This window comes from Bosea sp. 685 (assembly GCF_031884435.1).
Taxonomy (GTDB): Bacteria; Pseudomonadota; Alphaproteobacteria; order Rhizobiales; family Beijerinckiaceae; genus Allobosea.
Genome location: NZ_CP134779.1, coordinates 3,500,686 through 3,518,900, shown reverse-complemented (window position 1 = coordinate 3,518,900; position 18,215 = coordinate 3,500,686). Strand labels below are relative to the sequence as shown.

Annotated in this window: 16 protein-coding genes; 7 read left to right on the top strand and 9 right to left on the bottom strand. The window is 65.8% G+C overall.

The genetic code is table 11. The features are described 5' to 3' along the window. Position 1: 1 nt before the first annotated feature. Positions 2 to 973 carry a glycosyltransferase family 2 protein gene (locus RMR04_RS17820; protein ID WP_311909670.1) on the bottom strand — a complete coding sequence of 324 codons (972 nt, stop codon included), beginning with the start codon at positions 971 to 973 and terminating at the stop codon, positions 2 to 4. After that, positions 936 to 1,232 (bottom strand): hypothetical protein, encoded by a 297-nt coding sequence (locus RMR04_RS17815; protein WP_311909669.1) that lies wholly within the window; start codon positions 1,230 to 1,232, stop codon positions 936 to 938. The genes RMR04_RS17820 and RMR04_RS17815 overlap by 38 nt, the downstream gene beginning before the upstream one ends. Before the next feature lie 184 nt (positions 1,233 to 1,416). Between RMR04_RS17815 and RMR04_RS17810 the strand changes: the two genes are divergently transcribed. Next, the gene (locus RMR04_RS17810; protein WP_311909668.1) at positions 1,417 to 2,832 is read left to right on the top strand and encodes a hypothetical protein; all 1,416 of its coding nucleotides are present in this window, start codon (positions 1,417 to 1,419) and stop codon (positions 2,830 to 2,832) included. Between the two features lie 77 nt (positions 2,833 to 2,909). Here RMR04_RS17810 and RMR04_RS17805 read toward each other — a convergent pair whose 3' ends face one another. Beyond that, the gene (locus RMR04_RS17805; protein ID WP_311909667.1) at positions 2,910 to 4,199 is read right to left on the bottom strand and encodes an MFS transporter; all 1,290 of its coding nucleotides are present in this window, start codon (positions 4,197 to 4,199) and stop codon (positions 2,910 to 2,912) included. A 231-nt stretch (positions 4,200 to 4,430) separates the two neighbouring features. On the opposite strand from RMR04_RS17805, the gene RMR04_RS17800 reads away from it, so the two are divergent. The 4 genes from RMR04_RS17800 to RMR04_RS17785 all read left to right on the top strand — a co-directional run bounded on the left by RMR04_RS17800 (position 4,431) and on the right by RMR04_RS17785 (position 7,964). Further along, positions 4,431 to 5,315, top strand: a complete 885-nt coding sequence (locus RMR04_RS17800) for a DMT family transporter (RefSeq protein WP_311909666.1) — start codon at positions 4,431 to 4,433, stop codon at positions 5,313 to 5,315. Between the two features lie 89 nt (positions 5,316 to 5,404). After that, positions 5,405 to 7,093 carry an acyl-CoA dehydrogenase family protein gene (locus RMR04_RS17795; RefSeq protein ID WP_311909665.1) on the top strand — a complete coding sequence of 563 codons (1,689 nt, stop codon included), beginning with the start codon at positions 5,405 to 5,407 and terminating at the stop codon, positions 7,091 to 7,093. Positions 7,094 to 7,411: 318 nt separating this feature from the next. Further along, the gene (locus RMR04_RS17790) at positions 7,412 to 7,681 is read left to right on the top strand and encodes a type II toxin-antitoxin system ParD family antitoxin (protein ID WP_305680200.1); all 270 of its coding nucleotides are present in this window, start codon (positions 7,412 to 7,414) and stop codon (positions 7,679 to 7,681) included. Continuing rightward, positions 7,674 to 7,964, top strand: a complete 291-nt coding sequence (locus RMR04_RS17785) for a type II toxin-antitoxin system RelE/ParE family toxin (protein ID WP_311909664.1) — start codon at positions 7,674 to 7,676, stop codon at positions 7,962 to 7,964. Before RMR04_RS17790 ends, RMR04_RS17785 begins: the two co-directional genes overlap by 8 nt. Positions 7,965 to 8,146: 182 nt before the next feature. Here RMR04_RS17785 and RMR04_RS17780 read toward each other — a convergent pair whose 3' ends face one another. Next, the gene (locus RMR04_RS17780) at positions 8,147 to 9,154 is read right to left on the bottom strand and encodes a bile acid:sodium symporter family protein (RefSeq protein ID WP_311909663.1); all 1,008 of its coding nucleotides are present in this window, start codon (positions 9,152 to 9,154) and stop codon (positions 8,147 to 8,149) included. 107 nt (positions 9,155 to 9,261) lie between these two features. Here RMR04_RS17780 and RMR04_RS17775 point away from each other — a divergent pair, with 107 nt between their 5' ends. Continuing rightward, the gene (locus RMR04_RS17775) at positions 9,262 to 10,161 is read left to right on the top strand and encodes a LysR family transcriptional regulator (RefSeq protein WP_311909662.1); all 900 of its coding nucleotides are present in this window, start codon (positions 9,262 to 9,264) and stop codon (positions 10,159 to 10,161) included. 128 nt (positions 10,162 to 10,289) lie between these two features. Here the strand turns inward: RMR04_RS17775 and RMR04_RS17770 are convergent, their stop codons facing one another. Next, positions 10,290 to 11,621 (bottom strand): GDSL-type esterase/lipase family protein, encoded by a 1,332-nt coding sequence (locus tag RMR04_RS17770; protein ID WP_311909661.1) that lies wholly within the window; start codon positions 11,619 to 11,621, stop codon positions 10,290 to 10,292. A gap of 63 nt (positions 11,622 to 11,684) precedes the next feature. Further along, positions 11,685 to 13,652, bottom strand: coding sequence for a bifunctional 2',3'-cyclic-nucleotide 2'-phosphodiesterase/3'-nucleotidase (locus tag RMR04_RS17765; protein WP_311909660.1), 1,968 nt, complete (start codon positions 13,650 to 13,652; stop codon positions 11,685 to 11,687). Positions 13,653 to 13,764: 112 nt separating this feature from the next. On the opposite strand from RMR04_RS17765, the gene RMR04_RS17760 reads away from it, so the two are divergent. After that, positions 13,765 to 14,391: a glutathione S-transferase family protein gene (locus RMR04_RS17760; RefSeq protein WP_311915872.1), complete on the top strand. Its 627-nt coding sequence runs from the start codon at positions 13,765 to 13,767 to the stop codon at positions 14,389 to 14,391. A gap of 239 nt (positions 14,392 to 14,630) precedes the next feature. Here the strand turns inward: RMR04_RS17760 and RMR04_RS17755 are convergent, their stop codons facing one another. From RMR04_RS17755 to RMR04_RS17745, 3 genes are all read right to left on the bottom strand, one after another. Beyond that, positions 14,631 to 15,482 (bottom strand): HTD2 family dehydratase, encoded by an 852-nt coding sequence (locus RMR04_RS17755; RefSeq protein WP_311909659.1) that lies wholly within the window; start codon positions 15,480 to 15,482, stop codon positions 14,631 to 14,633. 133 nt (positions 15,483 to 15,615) lie between these two features. After that, on the bottom strand, positions 15,616 to 16,773 hold the full coding sequence (locus tag RMR04_RS17750; protein ID WP_311909658.1) for an acyl-CoA dehydrogenase family protein: 1,158 nt from the start codon (positions 16,771 to 16,773) through the stop codon (positions 15,616 to 15,618). 99 nt (positions 16,774 to 16,872) lie between these two features. Beyond that, positions 16,873 to 18,105: a CaiB/BaiF CoA transferase family protein gene (locus RMR04_RS17745; RefSeq protein ID WP_311909657.1), complete on the bottom strand. Its 1,233-nt coding sequence runs from the start codon at positions 18,103 to 18,105 to the stop codon at positions 16,873 to 16,875. Between the last annotated feature and the right edge of the window lie 110 nt (positions 18,106 to 18,215).

The following is an 18,215-nucleotide window of genomic DNA, read 5'->3' as shown; positions in this document are numbered from 1 at the left end:
CTCAGCCGCCGGCGGCCGGATGGCCGAGATAGGCGATGAGCTTGTTCTCGCGCCGTCCCCGCGCGACGCTGTCGAGGATCAACCCGGTCACGAAGGCGAGCAGGCCCGCGATCATCAGGCCGACGGAGAGCACGGCAGTCGGCAGGCGCGCGACCAGGCCCGTCTCGATGAAGGCGATGATCACGGGGATGCCGAGCCCGATCGAGGATAGAGCGAAGAGCGCGCCGATCAGAGTGAAGAACTGGAGCGGCAGCAGGTCGCGCACCAGATGCAGGATCAGCCCGAAGATCCGGAAACCGTCCTTGAAGGTCGAGAGCTTGCTTTCCGAGCCGGCCGGCCGCTCCTTGTAGAGCGTTTCGATCTCGGACATCGGCACATCGAGGTCGAGCGCATGGACCAGGAGTTCGGTCTCGATTTCGAAACCGTTGCTGGTGGCGGGAAAGGACTTCACGAAGCGGCGCGAAAGCACCTTGTAGCCCGACAGCATGTCGCGGCTATGGGCGCCGAATATCCGTGAGACGAGGCCGGTCAGGACCTTGTTGCCGAGCACGTGACCGGGGCGGTAGGCGCCGCTCGTATCGTGTACCCGTGCTCCGTTGACCTTGTCATAGGGGCCGGAGAGCAGCTCTGCCACAAGCCTTGGTGCAGCTTGTGCCTCGTAGGTCGCATCGCCATCGACCAGCAGATAGATGTCGGCCTCGACATCGCTGAACATGCGCCGCACGACATAACCCTTGCCCTGCCGGCGTTCGCTGCGGATGATCGCCCCCGCTTGCCGCGCGATTTCGGCCGTGCCGTCGCTGGAATTGTTGTCGTAGACATAAATCGCGGCCTCCGGCAGGCTCGCCCGGAAATCCCGCACGACGGCGGCCACCGTGAGCGCTTCGTTGTAGCAAGGGATCAGCACCGCGATCGCAGGCTGCGCCGAACCTGTCTCAAGGGGATGTCCGGTTGCCGGCAGTATCGTTTCCATTGCGTTGCGGACCTCGCTCGAATTGCTGCCGCATCGTATTCGGCCATATCAGGCTGCCGCCGTTGCGAAAGGCGGGGAGATTGCGGTCATGGCAACCATGATGAGCACTGGCTAACGGGCCGGTGAGGAGTTCGTCAACAGCGCCGATGCCGGCAGACCCAAACGTCATCCCCTGAAGGCGTATTTTCATGCGCCGAGGCCAGAGCCACGATGGGTCGATCAGGTTTTGTCCCTTGCGTGCTGCGTCGAATTGCACCAAGTCGTCGTCTTCTGGAGGGTACCATGTTGCGTGTTTTTGTCCGGCTTCAGGGGCCGGGGGCAGGTCGGCGTTGAACCGCGATCGTGGGATCGGCTTGTCCGGGCGGCTTCCTTCCGCCTCGGCATCAGGACATGACGGCGCACGATCGGAGCCGGGCAGCGCGAGCGATACGAAGCGAGCGCCCGTGCCGGCATTGGCCTTGCGCGCCCTGCTGGTCGTCCTGGCGACCTTGCTGACATTCTACGCAGCGAGCCTTGCGAGCGCATTGGTCGAGCGGCAGCATTATCGAGGCCGCGTCGCGGAGGCGGTCGCCTCCGGGGCATTGGCGCGCGACATCGCCTTGCCATTCGCGCGGAGCAACCCTGTCTCCATCCATAATTTCAACGATTGCCTGATCCTGTCGATGCTCGTTCTGCCGCAGGAGGACGACATCTTCCGTCGGGCGCTGTCGCCGCGCGTGCCGAGCCTTGATGCGCCCTGGTCCGGAGAAGCACTGCTGGGCTATCCGCCTTATGTGCAGTGCCGCGACCTTGCCCTGGCCATGGAGCCGGCCGCTGATGTGCCAGCGGGCTATTATCATCGCTATCTGCATGGCGACTGGGTTCTGGCCAAGCTGCTCCTGGCGATCCTGCCCTTCGCCTATGCGACGAATCTGCTGCTGATCCTGCTCGTGGCAGGCCTCGTCGCGCTGGCGCTTCTGGCACTGCGCAATGCCGTGCGCCGGCCGGAAATGGCTGGACGGGACCGCGCCTATGCCATCATGGCGCTGATGTTGCTGCTGTTGTATGCGCTGCCGGTCTTCGGCTGGTCCTTCTCCTTCGCGCCGGCGGACCTCGCCCTGGTCGGCTTCCTGCTGTTTTTCTATCTGCGCCCGCCATCGGCGTTGTCGGAGCTCGGTTTCGCGACCGCTGCCGCCCTGTTTGGCGCCTTGACCGCGATGTTCGAGTTCCTCACCGGCGGAAGCCCCAGCGGCCTCATCCTGATCTTTGCCGTCGTCCTCTTTGATGACGCTGTCGACCTGCGCGCGATGTGGCGAAGGCTGTGCATCGGAATCGTCTCCTTCACGGCAGCGATTATCCTCTGCTTCGTCTTCAAGATGGCGGTCGTGGCGGCGATCTGGGGACTGCCGGAGCTGGACCTCTTCAGCCGCCAGATCGGCGCCCATATGAGCAGCGCCGGCTGGGAGGTGGCGCCTGAGAATGCGGCGCGGCTAGCCCGTTTCGGCATCGGCCCGGAGGCGATCAGGTCGAGCTTCCTGTTCAGCTATCTCTACGCCTTGTCGAAGGTCTTCTATTTCTCGCAGTTCCTGGCCTTCGGCTCGGTCGAACTGGGATTTCTCCTGGTGGCGATCGTCCCCCTGCTGCTCGCCCTGCGTCAGGGGCTGCTGCTCTGGCGCTGTTCAGAGCCGGTGGAGCGTATGAGGGCCGGGCTGTTGCTGGCCGCCTGCGCGATCATGCCGGCCTGGTATCTGGCCTTCGTGCACCACACCATCGTCCACGCCCATTTCATGTTCCGCCCGATGGTCTGGCCGCTGGCGCTGCTGCTGGCGATGGAGGCCTGGAGACGAACCGGCCAAAAGCAGAGCGCGAAGGCAGGCTGAGGCGAGGTTCTGCTTCACCAAGCCCTGCCGCTGCTCCGTATGGGACGGTTCGGTGGGTCTCGGGCTGTCCCGCGATCTTACCGCACGCCCAGGCGCCGGCAGCCCCAGAGGCTCACCAGGCTGATGAATATGATCGCGGTCAGGTAGAGCCCGGCATCGGTCGGATTGCCGGTGCGGCCGACGATGAAGCCGACGACGAGCGGCGTGACACCACCGAACAGGAGCTGGCCCAGCACATAGCTGATCGAGATGCCGGTGACGCGGCGACGGGTCTGGTAGAGCTCCGACAGCAGCGCCGGAGCGGTGGCGTAGTAGCCGCAATAGAGCACCAGCGCGAGCATGGACTGGATGGCGATGAGCGTGCCGACGCTGGGGCTGGCGACGAGCCACTGGAACATCGGATAGGTCATCACCAGGCCAAGCACGGCAAACGTGCCCATCAGCGGGATGCGGCCGACGCGGTCCGAGAGATGGCCGAAGAAGAATGGCATGGTCGAGTTGATCAGGCCGGCGAAGATCGTGCCGATCAGCGCCACGGACGGGTCGAGTCCGAGCTTGGTCGTGGCGAAGGTCGGCATATACGTGTTCATGAAGCTGCCCGCCGCGCCGGCCGCGACGATGCCCGCGCCCGCCAGGACGCGCAGCTTGTCATGCGTCATGACTTCGGCCAGCGGCACGGGGCTTTGTTCGGCCTTCTCGAACTCGGCCGATTCATCGACGCGTTGACGGATATACCAGGCGACGGGGCCGATCAGCAGGCCAAACAGGAACGGCACGCGCCAACCCCAGGACATGACCTGCTCGGGCGTGAGGGACGCGTTGATGAGATAGGCGAACATCGAGGCCATGAACACGGCAAAGCCCGAGCTCGCCCATTGCGTCGCGCCATAGAAGCCGCGGCGGCTCGGATCCTGCTCGATCAGCATGGCGGTGGCGCTGCCGAATTCCCCGCCGGCCGAGAAGCCCTGGATCATGCGGGCGAGCAGCAGTAGGATGGGGGCGGCAAGCCCGATCGTCGCGTAGCCGGGTAGTATGGCCGTGAGCAGGGTGCCGAGCATCATCAGCCCGGCTGAGAGGATGAGCGCGGGCTTGCGCCCCGCGCGGTCGGCATAGGCGCCGATGACGATCGCGCCGAGCGGCCGCACCAGCCAGGCGCTGGCAAAGGTACCGAGACTGAGCAGAACGCTGACGGCGGGGTCGCCGGCTGGGAAGAACAGCTTCGACAGCGTCACCACGAACATTGCGTAGAGCACGAGGTCGTACCACTCGAACACCGCGCCGATATTGGTGGCGACGATGGTGCGCAGAAGCGAGGAGCGGCGGACGGGCGCAGGCACAGTGACCGGCGCGGCAAGAGACTCTGTCATCGGATCGGTTATCCCTCGTGCCTGGAGCAATTCACACTGTCCGGCTGGATTTTGGCAGAGTCAATGCAAGTGAATGAATCGTAAGGGATTTTCCTCAACTGAGATCGTGTCGGCTTCTTTGGCGGGTCCAATAGCGAGGTGTTTCGGTCCGCACATGGCTCGTGCGCGTCAGCATGGGGCGACAGGCCGGGCTGCCCGCTTTATCAGGCTGGCATCCGAAAGCCGGTTCTCATGCTCTCTTCCCCCCTGTTCCTGCGGCTCACGCCCGTCATCTTCACCTTCCTCTGGTCGTCAGGCTGGGTCGTCGCCGGCTATTCGGCGCTCTATGCGGATGCGCTGACCTTCCTGGCCGTTCGCTTCGCCTGCGCCGGTGTGCTGCTTGCGGGGCTCGCCTTCGCGCTGCGCGCGCCCTGGCCCAAGGGCCGGCGCGCCATCATCGACTGTATCGTCACCGGTGTCCTGCTGCACGCAGCCTATCTCGGTGGCCTGTGGTGGGCGATCCGCAACGGTCTGCCGACCGGAATTTCCGGCCTGATCGCGGGCCTCCAGCCGATTTTGACCGCGCTGTTCGCGCCGGCGCTCGTAGGCGAGCGGATATCGCCGATCCGCTGGGTCGGCATCCTCTGCGGCTTCCTCGGTATCGCGCTGGTGCTCGAGCCCAAGCTTGTCGGTGTCGAACCCGCGGCATTCTTGGGCATCGTGCTGCCGGTTGCAATCAATGTCCTCGCCATGCTCGCGGTGACCTTCGGGTCCTTCTACCAGAAGGCCCGCATCGTCTCCGGCGATCTGCGCACGGTCACGGCCGTGCAATACGGCACCGCCTTCATCGTGACGCTGCCCTTCGCCTGGGCGCTGGAGCCGATGCGCATCGAGTGGAACCTCACCATGATCCTGGTGCTGGCCTGGTCGGTGCTGGCGCTCTCGCTCGGCGGCGTCGGGCTCTATCTGATGATGATCCGGCGTGGCGCGATCTCGCGCGTCTCGACCTTCCTCTATCTCGTGCCGGTTCTGGTAGCGGGCGAAGCCTGGATTCTTTTCGGCGAGGCGCTGTCGCCGGTTCAGATCGCCGGCGTGGTGGTGACGGTCGCGGGCGTCGTGCTGGCGAGCCGCAAATAGCCCAGGCGGGCGCGGCCTTTCGCCCAAAGAGGCATTTCTGATTTTCGAAAACTCGCCCTATGCTGCGTCGCAACAAAGGGAGAGAAATCATGAGCGCGAACGCCGCCGCCACATCCGAGATGCCTGACAGCGCGATCGATCTGATTGCCGCGGCCTTGCCCGGCTTCGAGACGCTGCTGGAGCAGGCTGTCGCGGCCGTGCGCCAGAAGGTCACGGTCGACGGCAAGATTTCCTCAGTGAAGCTCGAAGCCGAGCAGCATGCTGCTCACGGCCTTTCCTGGCTCGCGACCTATGTCATGGCGCTGCGCGAGATGAAGGCCTATGGCGAGCGCCTTCGGGCCGAGGACCGCTACGGCGCGACCGAGGATTACGCCATCCGCATCGGCGCCGGCGAATATGCCGCGCAGATCTTCGGCGGCATCCCGATGAGCCAAAGCGAGATCGTGCGGCTCGGCGCGCTCGGCCTCCCGGCCAAGGCGATTGCCGCCGCCCGTTCGGACGCGGCCGAGACGCTGATCGCGGAAGGCAATACGCCGCAGAACCGCGCCCGCCTTGTTTCGCTGTTCAGCCAGGATCACGGCTTGATCAGCGTCGGCGATCCCGGCCTCGACGAGACGCTGGAAGCGATCCGCAGCGAGATGCGCCGCTTCTGCGCCGCTGAGGTGACGCCGCACGCCCATGAATGGCACCTTGAGAATGAGTACATCCCGATGCCGGTCGTCGAGAAGATGGCCGAGCTCGGCGTCTTCGGCCTGACCATCCCCGAGGAATTCGGCGGCATGGGCCTCTCCAAGGTCTCGATGTGCGTCGTCTCGGAGGAGTTGTCTCGCGGCTATATCGGCGTCGGCTCGCTCGGCACGCGTTCCGAGATCGCGGCCGAACTTATCCTTTGCGGTGGTACGGATGCACAGAAGCAGAAATGGCTGCCCAAGCTTGCTGCCGGCGAGGTGCTGCCGACTGCCGTCTTCACCGAACCCAACACCGGCTCGGACCTTGCCAGCTTGCGCACCAAGGCGGTGAAGCATGGCGAGGGCGATGCGGCTGTCTGGAAGGTCTCGGGCAACAAGACCTGGATCACCCATCCCGTCCGCGCTGACATCATGACGCTGCTGGTGCGCACTGATCCGGATGCGGCCGGCTATCGCGGCCTCTCCATGCTGATCGCCGAGAAGCCGCGCGGCACCGACGAAGACCCATTCCCGGTTGCAGGCTTGACCGGCGGCGAGATCGAGGTGCTCGGCTATCGCGGCATGAAGGAATATGAGCTTGCCTTCGACGGCTTCGAGGTCAAGGCGGAAAACCTGCTCGGCGGCGTCGAGGGGCAGGGCTTCAAGCAATTGATGCAGACGTTCGAGGCCGCCCGCATCCAGACGGCGGCGCGGGCCGTCGGCGTGGCGCAGTCGGCCTTCGATCTCGGCCTGAAATACGCCCAGGACCGCATCCAGTTCGGCAAGCCCCTGATCGCCTTCCCGCGCGTCGCCGACAAGCTCGCCATGATGGCGGTCGAGATCCTGATCGCCCGCCAGCTCACCTATTTCGCCGCCCGCGAGAAGGACGCCGAGCGCCGCTGTGATCTCGAGGCCGGCATGGCCAAGCTGCTGGGCGCCCGCGTCGCCTGGGCTGCGGCCGACAATGCGCTGCAGATCCATGGCGGCAACGGTTTCGCGCTGGAATACCCGATCAGCCGCGTGCTCTGCGACGCGCGCATCCTCAACATCTTCGAGGGCGCGGCGGAAATCCAGGCGCAAGTGATCGCGCGCAGGCTGGTGGAGGGGTGAGGGCGGCTGGAGCAGCTACCCATCATTTTGCAAAGCCGGGGGGCTTTGAGGGCTCACGGAATTGCGCCGCCTCGGTGACGACCTGCACTATCTGCCGCTTTCCTCAGGCAGCTTCAGCGCAGCGCGGAGGCGGCGGAATGCTTCATCGACCGGCATGGCGGCGGAATTCCCCGGCATTTCGGGACGAGGCGAGCCGCGTCGCCGTGAAGGAGTATCGTGAGCGGAACGCCATGGAGCACGACTGGTAGCGTGGCGTCGATAAGAGTATTTGTGAAATATGCTTATTTTCGGTAGGCTGAGAGAGATAGGAGGTGCCCCATGGCGACCATGACGATCTCTCTGCCTGACCCGATGAAGGACTGGATCGAGGCGCAAATCAAGGAAGGCGAGTACGCCAGCACGAGCGACTACGTTCGCGATCTCGTCCGCCGTGACCGCGAGCGCCGTGCGCATCCCGAGCTGTCACTCGACGACCTTCGCCGGATCGTGGATGAATCCCGCGCGAGTGGCATCAGCAAAAATTCGGTGTCCGACATCGTCGCCCGCGCCAAGAAGCAGGCAAAGGCCGACGGGTTCTTGAGTGAGTAGCTACGGCCTTGCCGATCGCGCCGACGCGGACCTGTTCGAGCTGACGCTCTATGGCATGAAGCAATTCGGAGCCCGGCAGGCCGAGGCCTACGCCGCCGAGCTTGAGCGCCTATTCCAATTAATCGCCGACACACCCCGCATCGGCCGCAAGGCAGATGGCATCCGCCCCGGCGTGAGACGCCACGAGCACGGCTCGCACATCATCCTGTACGAAGAAGCACCGAACGGCATCACCATCCTGGCACTCGTCCATAAGAGCAGCGTGCAGCGCCTGGCCCTGTAAGAACGCTGGCAGGACCCGCCGTGCATCACCCGTGAATTTGTGATCGGTATGCGCCTACGGAAGAATGCAAGATGTGCGGTGTAGTACCGCAATCTTGGCGGGGGCCGCTGCGCGCCCCCGTGCCCCCCTTCACCGTTAGCCTTCGCCGTCGGCGCAGCCCGCGCCTGGCGGGTTTCCATTGCTCAGGCCCGGGCTGCCGCTGGCGCGCCTTCCGTCTCGTCCCGCAGTGCCGCCTTCGCATAGCGCTTTGCCAGCACGGCGCAGGCGATGAGCTGGATCTGGTGGAACAGCATCAGCGGCAACACGATCAAACCCACCGACTGGCCGGCGAAGAGGATGCTCGCCATCGGCAGGCCGCTCGCCAGGCTCTTCTTCGAGCCGCAGAAGACGATGGTGATCTCGTCGGGCCGGGAGAAGCCGAGCGCACGCGAGAGCAGGCGGGTGCCGGCGAGCACGATCGCGAGCAGCAGCACATTGACCAGGACGAGCGCGCCGAGCTGCTCCAGATCGAGCTGGTGCCAGATGCCCTGGGTCACGCCCTCGCTGAAGGCAGTGTAGACGACGAGCAGGATCGAGCCGCGATCGACGAAGCCGAGCATGCGCTTGTGGCTGGCGATCCAGCCGCCGATCCAGGGCCGCAGCAGCTGGCCGGCAGCGAAGGGCAGCAGCAGCTGGACCAGGATGTCGCCGACGGCGCCGGCCTGGAAGCCGTGCCCCTGCGTCGTCAGGAGCAGCGCCGCCAGCAGCGGCGTGATCACGATGCCGATGAGGTTGGAGGCCGAGGCCGCGCAGAGTGCGGCGGGAACATTGCCGCCGGCGATCGAGGTGAAGGCGATCGAGGACTGCACGGTGGACGGCAAAACCGAGAGGAAGATCAATCCCGTCCACAGGCCGGGCGTCAGCAGGGACGGCATCAGCAGGCGCAGGAGCAGGGCGATCGCCGGGAAGGCGAGGAAGGTCGCCGCCAGCACGAAGCTGTGCAGCCGCCAGTGGCGCAAGCCCTCCAGCGCCGCGCTGGGCGCAAGCCGCGTTCCATAGAGGAAGAACAGCAGGCCGATGGCGAGATTGGTGACGAGGCCGACGACATGGGCGCCCTCGCCATGAGCCGGCAGGACGGAGGCAAAGGCGACCGTGCCGAGCAGCGCCATGATGTACGGGTCTGGCGCGAAGCGGGCGAGCAGGGATCGCATCGGGAGCACTCCTTGGTTGAGAGCCGCTATATCCCGCATTCCCGCCTATGACGGAACGCCGCGTGATATGCTAATTGTCATTGCGTTTCGCAATGAAGGCGATGGCCATGCCGCACCCTTTCGATCCTGTCCTGCTGCGCAGCTTCATCACGGTGGTGGAGGAGGGCGGCTTCACCCGGGCCGCCACGCGCCTCAATCTCGGCCAACCGACGGTCAGCCACCATGTCCGGCGGCTGGAGGCGGCGGCCGGCCGCAGGCTCCTGAACCGCGACACGCATTCGCTGGAAACCACCGTCGACGGCGATGCGATGCTGGGCTTTGCCCGCCGCATCCTCGATGCCGACATGCAGGCCAGGGGCTACTTCACTGGCGCCAAGACGCGCGAGAGGCTGCGTTTCGGCGCCTCGGAGGATTTCGTGCTCTCGGGCCTGCCCGATTTGCTGCGCGACTTCGTGCGTGGTCATCCCCTCGTCGATCTCGAACTGACCGTGGGGTTGAGCGAGACGCTCTACGAGACGCTGGATCACGGCGCGCTCGACCTGATCTTCTGCAAGCGCCGCGAGGGGGATGGCCGTGGCCGCTCGGTGCTGCGTGACGATCTCGCCTGGGTCGGGGCTGGTCAGGCGCTCGATCCGGAGCAGCCCGTGCCGCTGGTGCTCTATCCGCCGCCCAGCGTCACCCGCGAGATCGCCATCGCGACGCTCGATCGGGCCGGCCGTTCCTGGCGCATCGCCTGCACCTCGGGCAGCCTGAGCGGGCTCGGCGCCGCTGTCTTCGCCGGCCTCGGCGTGATGCCGCATTCGCGCCGGCTGATGCCGCAGGGCCTCACCGACGTATCGGCTGCCAGCGGCCTGCCGGCGCTCGGCCAGGTCGAGTTCGTGGTGGTCGGGTCGGCGCGCGTCCTGCGCGGCCCGGCGGCAGCGCTGGCCGATGCCCTGGTCGAGAGCCGGGGCAGGCTGACCCGGATGCGCCTGATGGCTGCGGCCAATGTCGCGGGCGGCGCTTGACGACGCCTTGGTCAGCCCTGACGCCGTTAGAGCATTTCCGCGTTTCTCCGAATCGCGGAAATGCTCTACCTCCTTGTTTTATCGCATTTTCTTCACGCGAACCGGGGTCCACTTCGCTCGAAAATGCTCTACCGCTTCAGCCCCGGCACGACCGCTGCCGGATCGATGGCGAAGCCCATCGCCTGGTAGCCTGTCCGATTGGGGTGGAGCTTGTCGCCTGGCCCGCCCATTGTCGCCTCCGGCACGAAGGCAGGTTTGAGGCCGCCGGTCGCGGGATCGAGCGTCGCCGCGTCGAAATCGACCACGGCGTCGAAGCTGCCGGGGCTGCGGATGAAGGCGTTCAGGGCCCGGCGCTTCTCGTCCTGCTCGGGGTGGCCATGGGCCGGGCTCGTGCTACTGAGGGCCGATACGACCGTCGCCCCTACGGTGCGGATGCCGCGCGCCCGCAGCTTGGCGACGCCGTCGCGCATGGCGTTCTGAACGGTCTCGGTCGCTGCGTTGCCGTTCTTGCTGAAATCATTGATGCCTTCCAGCCAGATCAGGCTGGTGGCGCCCGAGAGCGAGAGCACGTCGCGCTCCAGCCGCTGGACGGCCGCCGGGCCGCCCGCAAAGGGCTTGGCCGGGGAATACTCGGACGGTCCCGAGATCTGGTTGCCGCCGATGCCGGCATTCACCACGGCGACGCGGTTGACGCCGAAATGTTGGGAGAGGCGGCGCGCCAGCACGTCGGGCCAGCGATCGTCGCCGTTCATGGTCGAGGCCGTGCCGTCCGTGATCGAATCGCCGAAGGCGACGACCACCGGCGTGTCGGCAGGCGCCTGCATGTCGAGCGCATCGACGAAGAACCAGGAGGCGGTGGGATTGATGAAGGCGTCTTCGCCTTCGTCTGCGCCCTTGGCGCCCGCGCGCGGCGCGGTGACATAGGAGGTCTGCAGCGCCTTGGCATGCCAGGTCATCGGGCCGCTTTCGCCCGCGACATGCAAGGAAACCGCGAGCTTGCGGCCCTGCAGCAGGGGCGAAGCCGGGTCGCTCGCGAAGGGCAGTTCGACCGCGTCGCTCCAGACCGATGCGCCGGGGTCGAGCGTCACTGAGGTTTTGCCGGCGAAGTTCGCGGGCCGGTTGCTGCCGGGAACGAGCGCGGCCGAGCCGAGCTGGAGCCCGATATGGACATCATCGAAGGTCACGGGCCGCGTGCCGAAGGCATTGGTCAGGCGAATCCGCGCTTGGCGTCCCCACAAGCTCGGGCGCAGGATCAGGCGAAAGCTCTGATCGTTCGCGCCGGCGGCCGGATCGGGAAAGGCGAAGCGCTGGTCGGGCTGCGCCGAAGGGTTCCCGATGGGGTAGGGGCCGTGCGCTGAAGCCGCCCAGCTCGTCTTCCAGGCAAGAGTGCCCGATTGCGCCATGGCGTCGCCCGCCAGGCCGAAAACCAACGTCATGATGATCAAGACCGCCTGTAGCATCGAAATCCTCCCGTTTTTTCCCGAGCATGGCGGCTCGGCCGGAAGGCGGCAAGGGGCGGGCTATTATCCCTTGAGACGATATTTGGCGAAACCCTCGCCGCCATCGCCGACGGCCTCCGCCTTCAGCCCCGCCGGCAGCTTTCCGGCAGCCGCCGGCGAGGTGACGAAGGTGGCGTTGACGCTGGCCGGCAAGGGCGCGATCGCCCAGTTGCCATCGGCCTTGGGATCGATCGTCTTCTTCTCCAGGATATAGCGCACGACCACGTCGCGGTTGAGGTCGGGCGCTTCCAGCACCACGGTCGTCTTGGTGCCCGGAAAATTGCCGCCGCCCGAGGCGCGGTAATTGTTGGTGACGACGATGAACTCGGCCGCCTCATCGATCGGTTTGCCCTGGAAGGCGAGGTCGACGATGCGGTGGGCGTCGGGCGCGACGAGCTTGCCGTCGCCATCATAGCGCGAGGCCTTGGTGACATCGATGCGATAGGTCACGCCGTCGATCACGTCGAAATTGAAGGCGGGGAAGCCCTGGTTGATCAGTGGCTGCTCCTCGGTCCTGGCGGGGTCGATGCGGTTGAAGATGCCAGCCGAGCGCTCCAGCCATTCGCGCACCTGGGCGCCGTTGATTTTCACGATCTGCACCGTGTTCGGGTAGAGATAGATGTCGGCGACGTTCTTGAGCGCCAGAGGCCCGGCGGGAATGTCGGTGAAGAAGGCCGGCCCGGCCCGCCCGCCGGATTTGAACGGCGCGGCGGCCGAGAGGATCGGCAACGCCTTCATCGGCGTCTGCGCCATCAATCCCTTGGCATAGGCCGCCTGGGCGTCGGTGACGATCTGGATCGAGGGATCGTCGGTGACCAGCGCGAAGAAGCTGTTGATCGGGCTCAAGGTCGCGCCCACCGGCTCGCGCATATAGGTCAGCGTTGCCTCGTGGTCGGTCTTCACGGCGGCAAGAATGGCGGCCTCGGCCGTGGCCTTGGGCACGATCTTGCGGTCGGGCGTGCGCTCGTAGATCGGCCGCGGTTCGACCTTGAAATCGGCGATCTGCCAGCGCTCGCCGCGCTTTTCGAGATCGAGGTCGATGATGCCCAGATGCGAGCCCCAGAAGCCGGGCTGGCAGGCCGGCTTGCCATGCAGCGAGCCCTTGACGTTGTCGACGCCGGCAATGCCGTCGAAGGCCTTGCCTCCGGGGAAGACCAGATGCTGGTGGCCGGTCAGGACGACGTCGATGCCGTCGAGCTTGGCCAGGTGCAGCGCCGCGTTCTCCTCCATGCCCTTGCGCTCGCCGCCGGCGATGCCGGAATGGCAGAGCGCCACGACGATGTCGGGCGAGGCCTTCAGCAACTCCGGCAGATGCTTTGTGGCCGCGTTGACGATGTCGCCCGCGACCAGCTTGCCGTCGAGATTGGCCTTGTCCCATTGCATGATCTGCGGCGGCACGAAGCCGATCACGCCGATCTTGAGGACATGCTGGGCGCCGGATTCGTCCTCGAAGCCCTGCTCGAACAGCCGCCAGGGGTCAACCAGCGGATAGCCGCTGGCCATCTCGATATTGGCGCAGACCAGCGGGAACTCGGCCTTGGCGATGCCGTTATCGAGGAATTCGAGCCCATAATTGAACTCGTGGTTGCCGAAGGTGCCGCAGGTATAGGGCAGGGCGTTCATGGCAGCCAGCATGGGGTGGGTATCGCCCGCCTTCAGCCCCTTCTTGTAGGCGATATAGTCGCCCAGCGATGAACCTTGCAGGAAGTCGCCATTGTCGAACAGCATGCTGTTCTTGACCTCGGCCTGGGCCGCCTTGATCAGGTTGGCGGTCTTGGCGAGGCCGACCGTGTCGTCGGCAGCATCGCGAAAATAGTCGTAAGGCACGACATTGACGTGGAGATCGGTCGTCTCGAGCAGGCGCAGCTTCATCCGTGCGAGGGCCGGGACCTGGGCCTGGGCGGTGGCGATCGCGGGCAGGGCGGTGCTTGCGGCTATCGCCGCTCCGGCTTTCAGCGTGTCACGGCGGTTGAACTGCGTTTCGCGTGACATAGCTGGCTCCTGATCGCGTTGGGCGGACGAGAAGCTAGCATTGCGGCGGGGGCGTGACACGTCGAAGATGAGGCTGTTCCAGCCGGAAGGCGAGAATCCGACAAGGCGCGCGATGATCCTGATTGGCCAGTATGATTCCCCCTTCGTGCGGCGTGTCGCCATCGCGTTGAAGCTCTACGGCCTGCCTTTCGAGCACCGGCCCTGGTCGGTCTTCGGCGACGCCGACAAGATCCGCGGCCATAACCCGCTGACGCGCGTGCCGACGCTGGTGCTGGACGATGGCGAGGTGCTGGTCGACAGCCCGAGCATGATCGATTTCCTCGACAGTCTCGTGCCGGCCGGGCAGGCGCTGTTTCCGCGCCAGGAGCCGGCGCGGCATCGCGCCGTGAAGGTTGCGGCGCTTGCCATGGGGCTCGCCGACAAGGCGGTCAGCCTGTTCTACGAGCAGCGCCTGCACCGGGAGATCTCGGATCTCTGGGCCGACAGGTGCCGGGTCCAGATCCTCGCCGTGCTCGGCGCCCTCGAAACCGATCGCGCCGGCAGGCCGGGCGACCATTGGCTCAGTGGCGGGATCGGCCATGCCGATATCGCGGTTGCGGTCGCGCTGCGCTTTCTGGGCGAGGCGCATCCGGGGCTGGTCTCCTGGGCTGAATATCCGGCGCTTGCCGCTCATGCCGCCCGGCACGAAGCCCTGCCGCTGTTCCAGGAGATCTCTCAGCCCTTCATTCCGCCGTCCTGAGAGTCTGGCCTGGAATGAATCGAGCGATATCAAGGGCCTCCGATCGGTTGGCATTATCCGCGCCGTCATCCTGGACAAGCCGCGTCAGCGGCGCAGCTCCGGGATCCATCGTAGAGTTCCGCAGTCCTACGATGGATCCCGGGCCGAAGCTTCGCTTCGCCCAGGATGACGGCGCGTGGGTGGTCAAGACAGAGCCATTGAAATCAGTGGCTTCATTTCAGGGCAGACTCTGAAGCGCCTCAACCCGCGCGGCTGACGCCTTCCATGCGCAGGCGCCCATCCGCCCCCTCCGTCCAGGCTTTGATCGCGCCGTCGGGCAGTCGCCTGGCCTTCACCTTGAAGGGCTCGCCCGCGATCAACGGGCTGACGCCGCGATAATCGAACTTGATCGGCTCACCGCCCGAGAGCGTCGCGATGATGTTGAGCATCAGCGTCGCCTGGATCGGCCCATGCACGACGAGGCCGGCATAGCCTTCCTCGCTCGTCACATAGGGCAGGTCGTAATGGATGCGGTGGCTGTTGAAGGTGATCGCCGAATAACGGAACAGGAAGACCGGGCTCGACGCGACCTCCCAGGCGAGATCGGCGGCCTCGGGCTCGACCGGGGCAGGGAGTGGAGCCGCCGGGTCGCCCGGTTTTGCCGCCTCGCGATAGACGATGTTGTGGCGCTCGCGCAGGGCCACACCGCGCTCCGTGACGATCTCATGATTGACCGCGACGAAGCAGAGCGGCCCGGTGCGGCCTTCCTTGAAGCTGATATCGCCGATCGTCGAGCGGCGCGTCACCAGCTCGCCTTCGCGCAAGGGAGCCAGGGTCTCGACCGTCCCCCCGGCCCACATCCGGCGCGGCAGCGGCACGGGCGGCAGGAATTCGCCCTTGGCGGCGTGGCCGTCGCCGCCGATCGCGTTCATCGGCGAGATCGGCGGCGCGAGGCACCAATGCAGGGCGAGCGGCGCCTCGCCCGCGGGATAAGGCGCTAGATGCGGCGCGAAGGTCGCGGCGAAGCTTTGCACGAGACGCGGCGTCACGACGTCGGACGCCTCCATCGACTTGCCGATCCAGGCGCGCAAGGACGCGATTTCGAAGGCCACGGCAGATCATCCTGAGAATTTGCCAGCGTTGAGTCGGCTGGCGTGGTTTTCGAGAACCGGAGCGGAGCGGACTTTCGTCCGTGAGCACCGGAAGCGCAGAAGGCCGCGTCAGACGGCCTCGCTGGTAGAATTGTCAGTATGATCTGGGCATGCCCAGCACATGCTCGGCGAGATAGGACAGGATCAGATTGGTCGAGATCGGCGCGACCTGGTAGAGCCGCGTTTCGCGGAATTTGCGCTCGATGTCGTATTCCTCGGCGAAGCCGAAGCCGCCATGGGTCTGGATACAGGCGTTGGCCGCCTCGAATGAGGCGTCCGCCGCCAGCATCTTGGCCATGTTGGCTTCCGCTCCGCAATTTTCGCCGGCCTCGTAGAGCCTGACCGCCTCGCGCACCATCAGCTCGGCGGCACGCATATTGGCGTAAGCCTTGGCAATCGGGAACTGGACGCCCTGGTTCTGGCCGATCGGCCGGCCGAAGACCTGGCGCTCCCGGGCATAGCCGGAGGCCTTCTCGATAAACCATTTCGCATCGCCGACGCATTCTGCGGCGATCAGGATGCGCTCGGCGTTCATGCCCGACAGGATGTAGCGGAAACCCTTGCCCTCCTCGCCGATCAGGTTTTCCGCCGGCACGCGGACATTGTCGAAGAACACCTCGGTGGTGGCGTGGTTCATCATCGTGCGGATCGGCCGGATGGTCAGGCCCTCTTTCAGTGCCTCGCGCATGTCGAGCACGAAGACGGAGAGACCTTCGGTGCGCTTGGCGACCTCCTCGCGCGGCGTGGTGCGGGCGAGCAGTAGCATCAGGTCCGATTGCGCCGCCCGGCTCGTCCAGATCTTCTGGCCGTTGACGACGTAATGGTCGCCCTCGCGTCGCGCTGTCGTGCGCAGCGACGTCGTGTCGGTGCCGCTCGTCGGTTCGGTGACGCCGAAGGCCTGCAAGCGCAATTCACCCGAGGCGATCCTGGGCAGATAGCTTTGCTTCTGTTCAACTGAGCCGTGCCTGAGCAGCGTGCCCATGACGTACATCTGCGCATGGCAGGCCGCGCCGTTGCAGCCCTGGCGCTGGATCTCCTCCATGATCACGGTGGCGGCCGAGAGCGAGAGGCCCGCCCCGCCATATTCTTCCGGGATCAGCGCCGAGAGAAATCCGCTTTGCGTCAGCGCAGCGACGAACCCTGTCGGATAGGCCATCTCGCGATCGAGCTTGCGCCAGTATTCGCCGGGAAAGCCGGCGCAGAGTTTCGCGACGGCGTCGCGGATATCGGTGTGATCTGGAATCTGCTGCATGGTCTTTCGTGGCTCGTCTTGCTGCTGTGTCTGACCAACCTCACCGTCATCCCGGGCAAGCGCAGCGCAGACCCGGGATCCATCGTAGAGTTCGACGCTCTAGGATGGATCCCGGATCGGCGCGGCGGAGCCTGTCCTTGGGCCGGCCGAAGGCCGGACCCGGGGGCCGCTTGTCCGGGATGACGGAGAGGTTCTGGCGGGCGATGGCCCGCCCCCGAACTCGGCCCTCAACGCCTCGTCATGCTCGCCGAGCGCCGGCACGCGCCGCATCGCGACGCGCTTGCCGTCGACGATCACCGGCGGCGCCAGCACCTCGACGGGGCCGGCCGGCGTCTCCACCGTGAGCGTGGTCGCCGCAACATGCGTGATCAGGTCACCGACGCTGGAGACCGTGCCATAGGCGATGGCGTGGCGGTCGAGCGCGGCCGCGACCTCGGCGAAGGGCCGCTTGCTCAGGATCGCCCCGATCGCGGCATCGAGCGCCTTGCGTTCGCGCACCCGCAGCACATTGCTGGCATAGCGCGGCTCGCTCGCCAGCGCCTCGCTGCCCAGCACCTCGCGCGCCAGGATCTGCCATTCGCGCTCGCTCTGGATCGAGATCAGGATGTTGCCGTCGGCAGTAGTGAAGACGCCATAAGGCGCGATCGAGGGATGGGCGAGACCGACGCGCGGCGGCTCGATGCCGCCATAGCGCCGCGTCAGATAAGGCACGTTCATCAGGTCGCCGAGCGTGTCGAACAGCGAGAGCTGGATCGCCGAGCCCTGGCCGGTCCGCGCCCGCCTTAGCAGCGCTTCCAGGATCGCCGCATAGGCGGTCTGTCCCGTCGCGATGTCGGCGATCGAGACGCCGATGCGGGAGGGGCCGGAATCCTCGGTTCCGGTGATGGCCGAAAGCCCTGATTCCGCCTGCACCAGGAGGTCATAGGCCTTGCGGCTGTGATGCGGCGTGCCGGGCGCATAGCCGGAGATGTCGCAGGTGATCAGCTTGGGATAGCGCTGGCGCAATTCGGCGGCGCCTAAGCCCAGACGCGTCGTCGCGCCTGGCGCGAGATTCTGGATGAAGACATCGGCTTGCGCCAACATGGCCTCGACCATGGCGCGATCGTCCGGCTGCTTCAGGTCGACCCGGCAGGATTCCTTGCCGCGATTGATCCAGACGAAATAGGAGGAGAGGCCCAAGGCGTAGTCGTCATAGCCGCGGGCGAAATCGCCCTCGGCACGCTCCAGCTTGATGACGCGTGCGCCCGCATCGGCGAGCTTGCAGGTCGCGGTCGGCACCGCCACCGCCTGCTCCAGCGCCACCACCAGAATTCCATCGAGAGCATTCGTCATCGTTGAGCCGGCCCGTCTTTGATACGGCTGAAAGCGACCATCTCGACGCTGCAAGTCAAATAGCGTTTTGCGATGGGGACCATAGCGAAATCCAGGCGGGTGGCGGCGGT

Coding starts and splice junctions, on each gene's coding strand:
- RMR04_RS17820 (WP_311909670.1), bottom strand. CDS start 973: ATGGAAACGATACTGCCGGCAACCGGACATCCCCTTGAGACAGGTTCG.
- RMR04_RS17805 (WP_311909667.1), bottom strand. CDS start 4,199: ATGACAGAGTCTCTTGCCGCGCCGGTCACTGTGCCTGCGCCCGTCCGC.
- RMR04_RS17800 (WP_311909666.1), top strand. CDS start 4,431: ATGCTCTCTTCCCCCCTGTTCCTGCGGCTCACGCCCGTCATCTTCACC.
- RMR04_RS17795 (WP_311909665.1), top strand. CDS start 5,405: ATGAGCGCGAACGCCGCCGCCACATCCGAGATGCCTGACAGCGCGATC.
- RMR04_RS17790 (WP_305680200.1), top strand. CDS start 7,412: ATGGCGACCATGACGATCTCTCTGCCTGACCCGATGAAGGACTGGATC.
- RMR04_RS17780 (WP_311909663.1), bottom strand. CDS start 9,154: ATGCGATCCCTGCTCGCCCGCTTCGCGCCAGACCCGTACATCATGGCG.
- RMR04_RS17775 (WP_311909662.1), top strand. CDS start 9,262: ATGCCGCACCCTTTCGATCCTGTCCTGCTGCGCAGCTTCATCACGGTG.
- RMR04_RS17770 (WP_311909661.1), bottom strand. CDS start 11,621: ATGCTACAGGCGGTCTTGATCATCATGACGTTGGTTTTCGGCCTGGCG.
- RMR04_RS17765 (WP_311909660.1), bottom strand. CDS start 13,652: ATGTCACGCGAAACGCAGTTCAACCGCCGTGACACGCTGAAAGCCGGA.
- RMR04_RS17760 (WP_311915872.1), top strand. CDS start 13,765: ATGATCCTGATTGGCCAGTATGATTCCCCCTTCGTGCGGCGTGTCGCC.
- RMR04_RS17750 (WP_311909658.1), bottom strand. CDS start 16,773: ATGCAGCAGATTCCAGATCACACCGATATCCGCGACGCCGTCGCGAAA.
- RMR04_RS17745 (WP_311909657.1), bottom strand. CDS start 18,105: ATGACGAATGCTCTCGATGGAATTCTGGTGGTGGCGCTGGAGCAGGCG.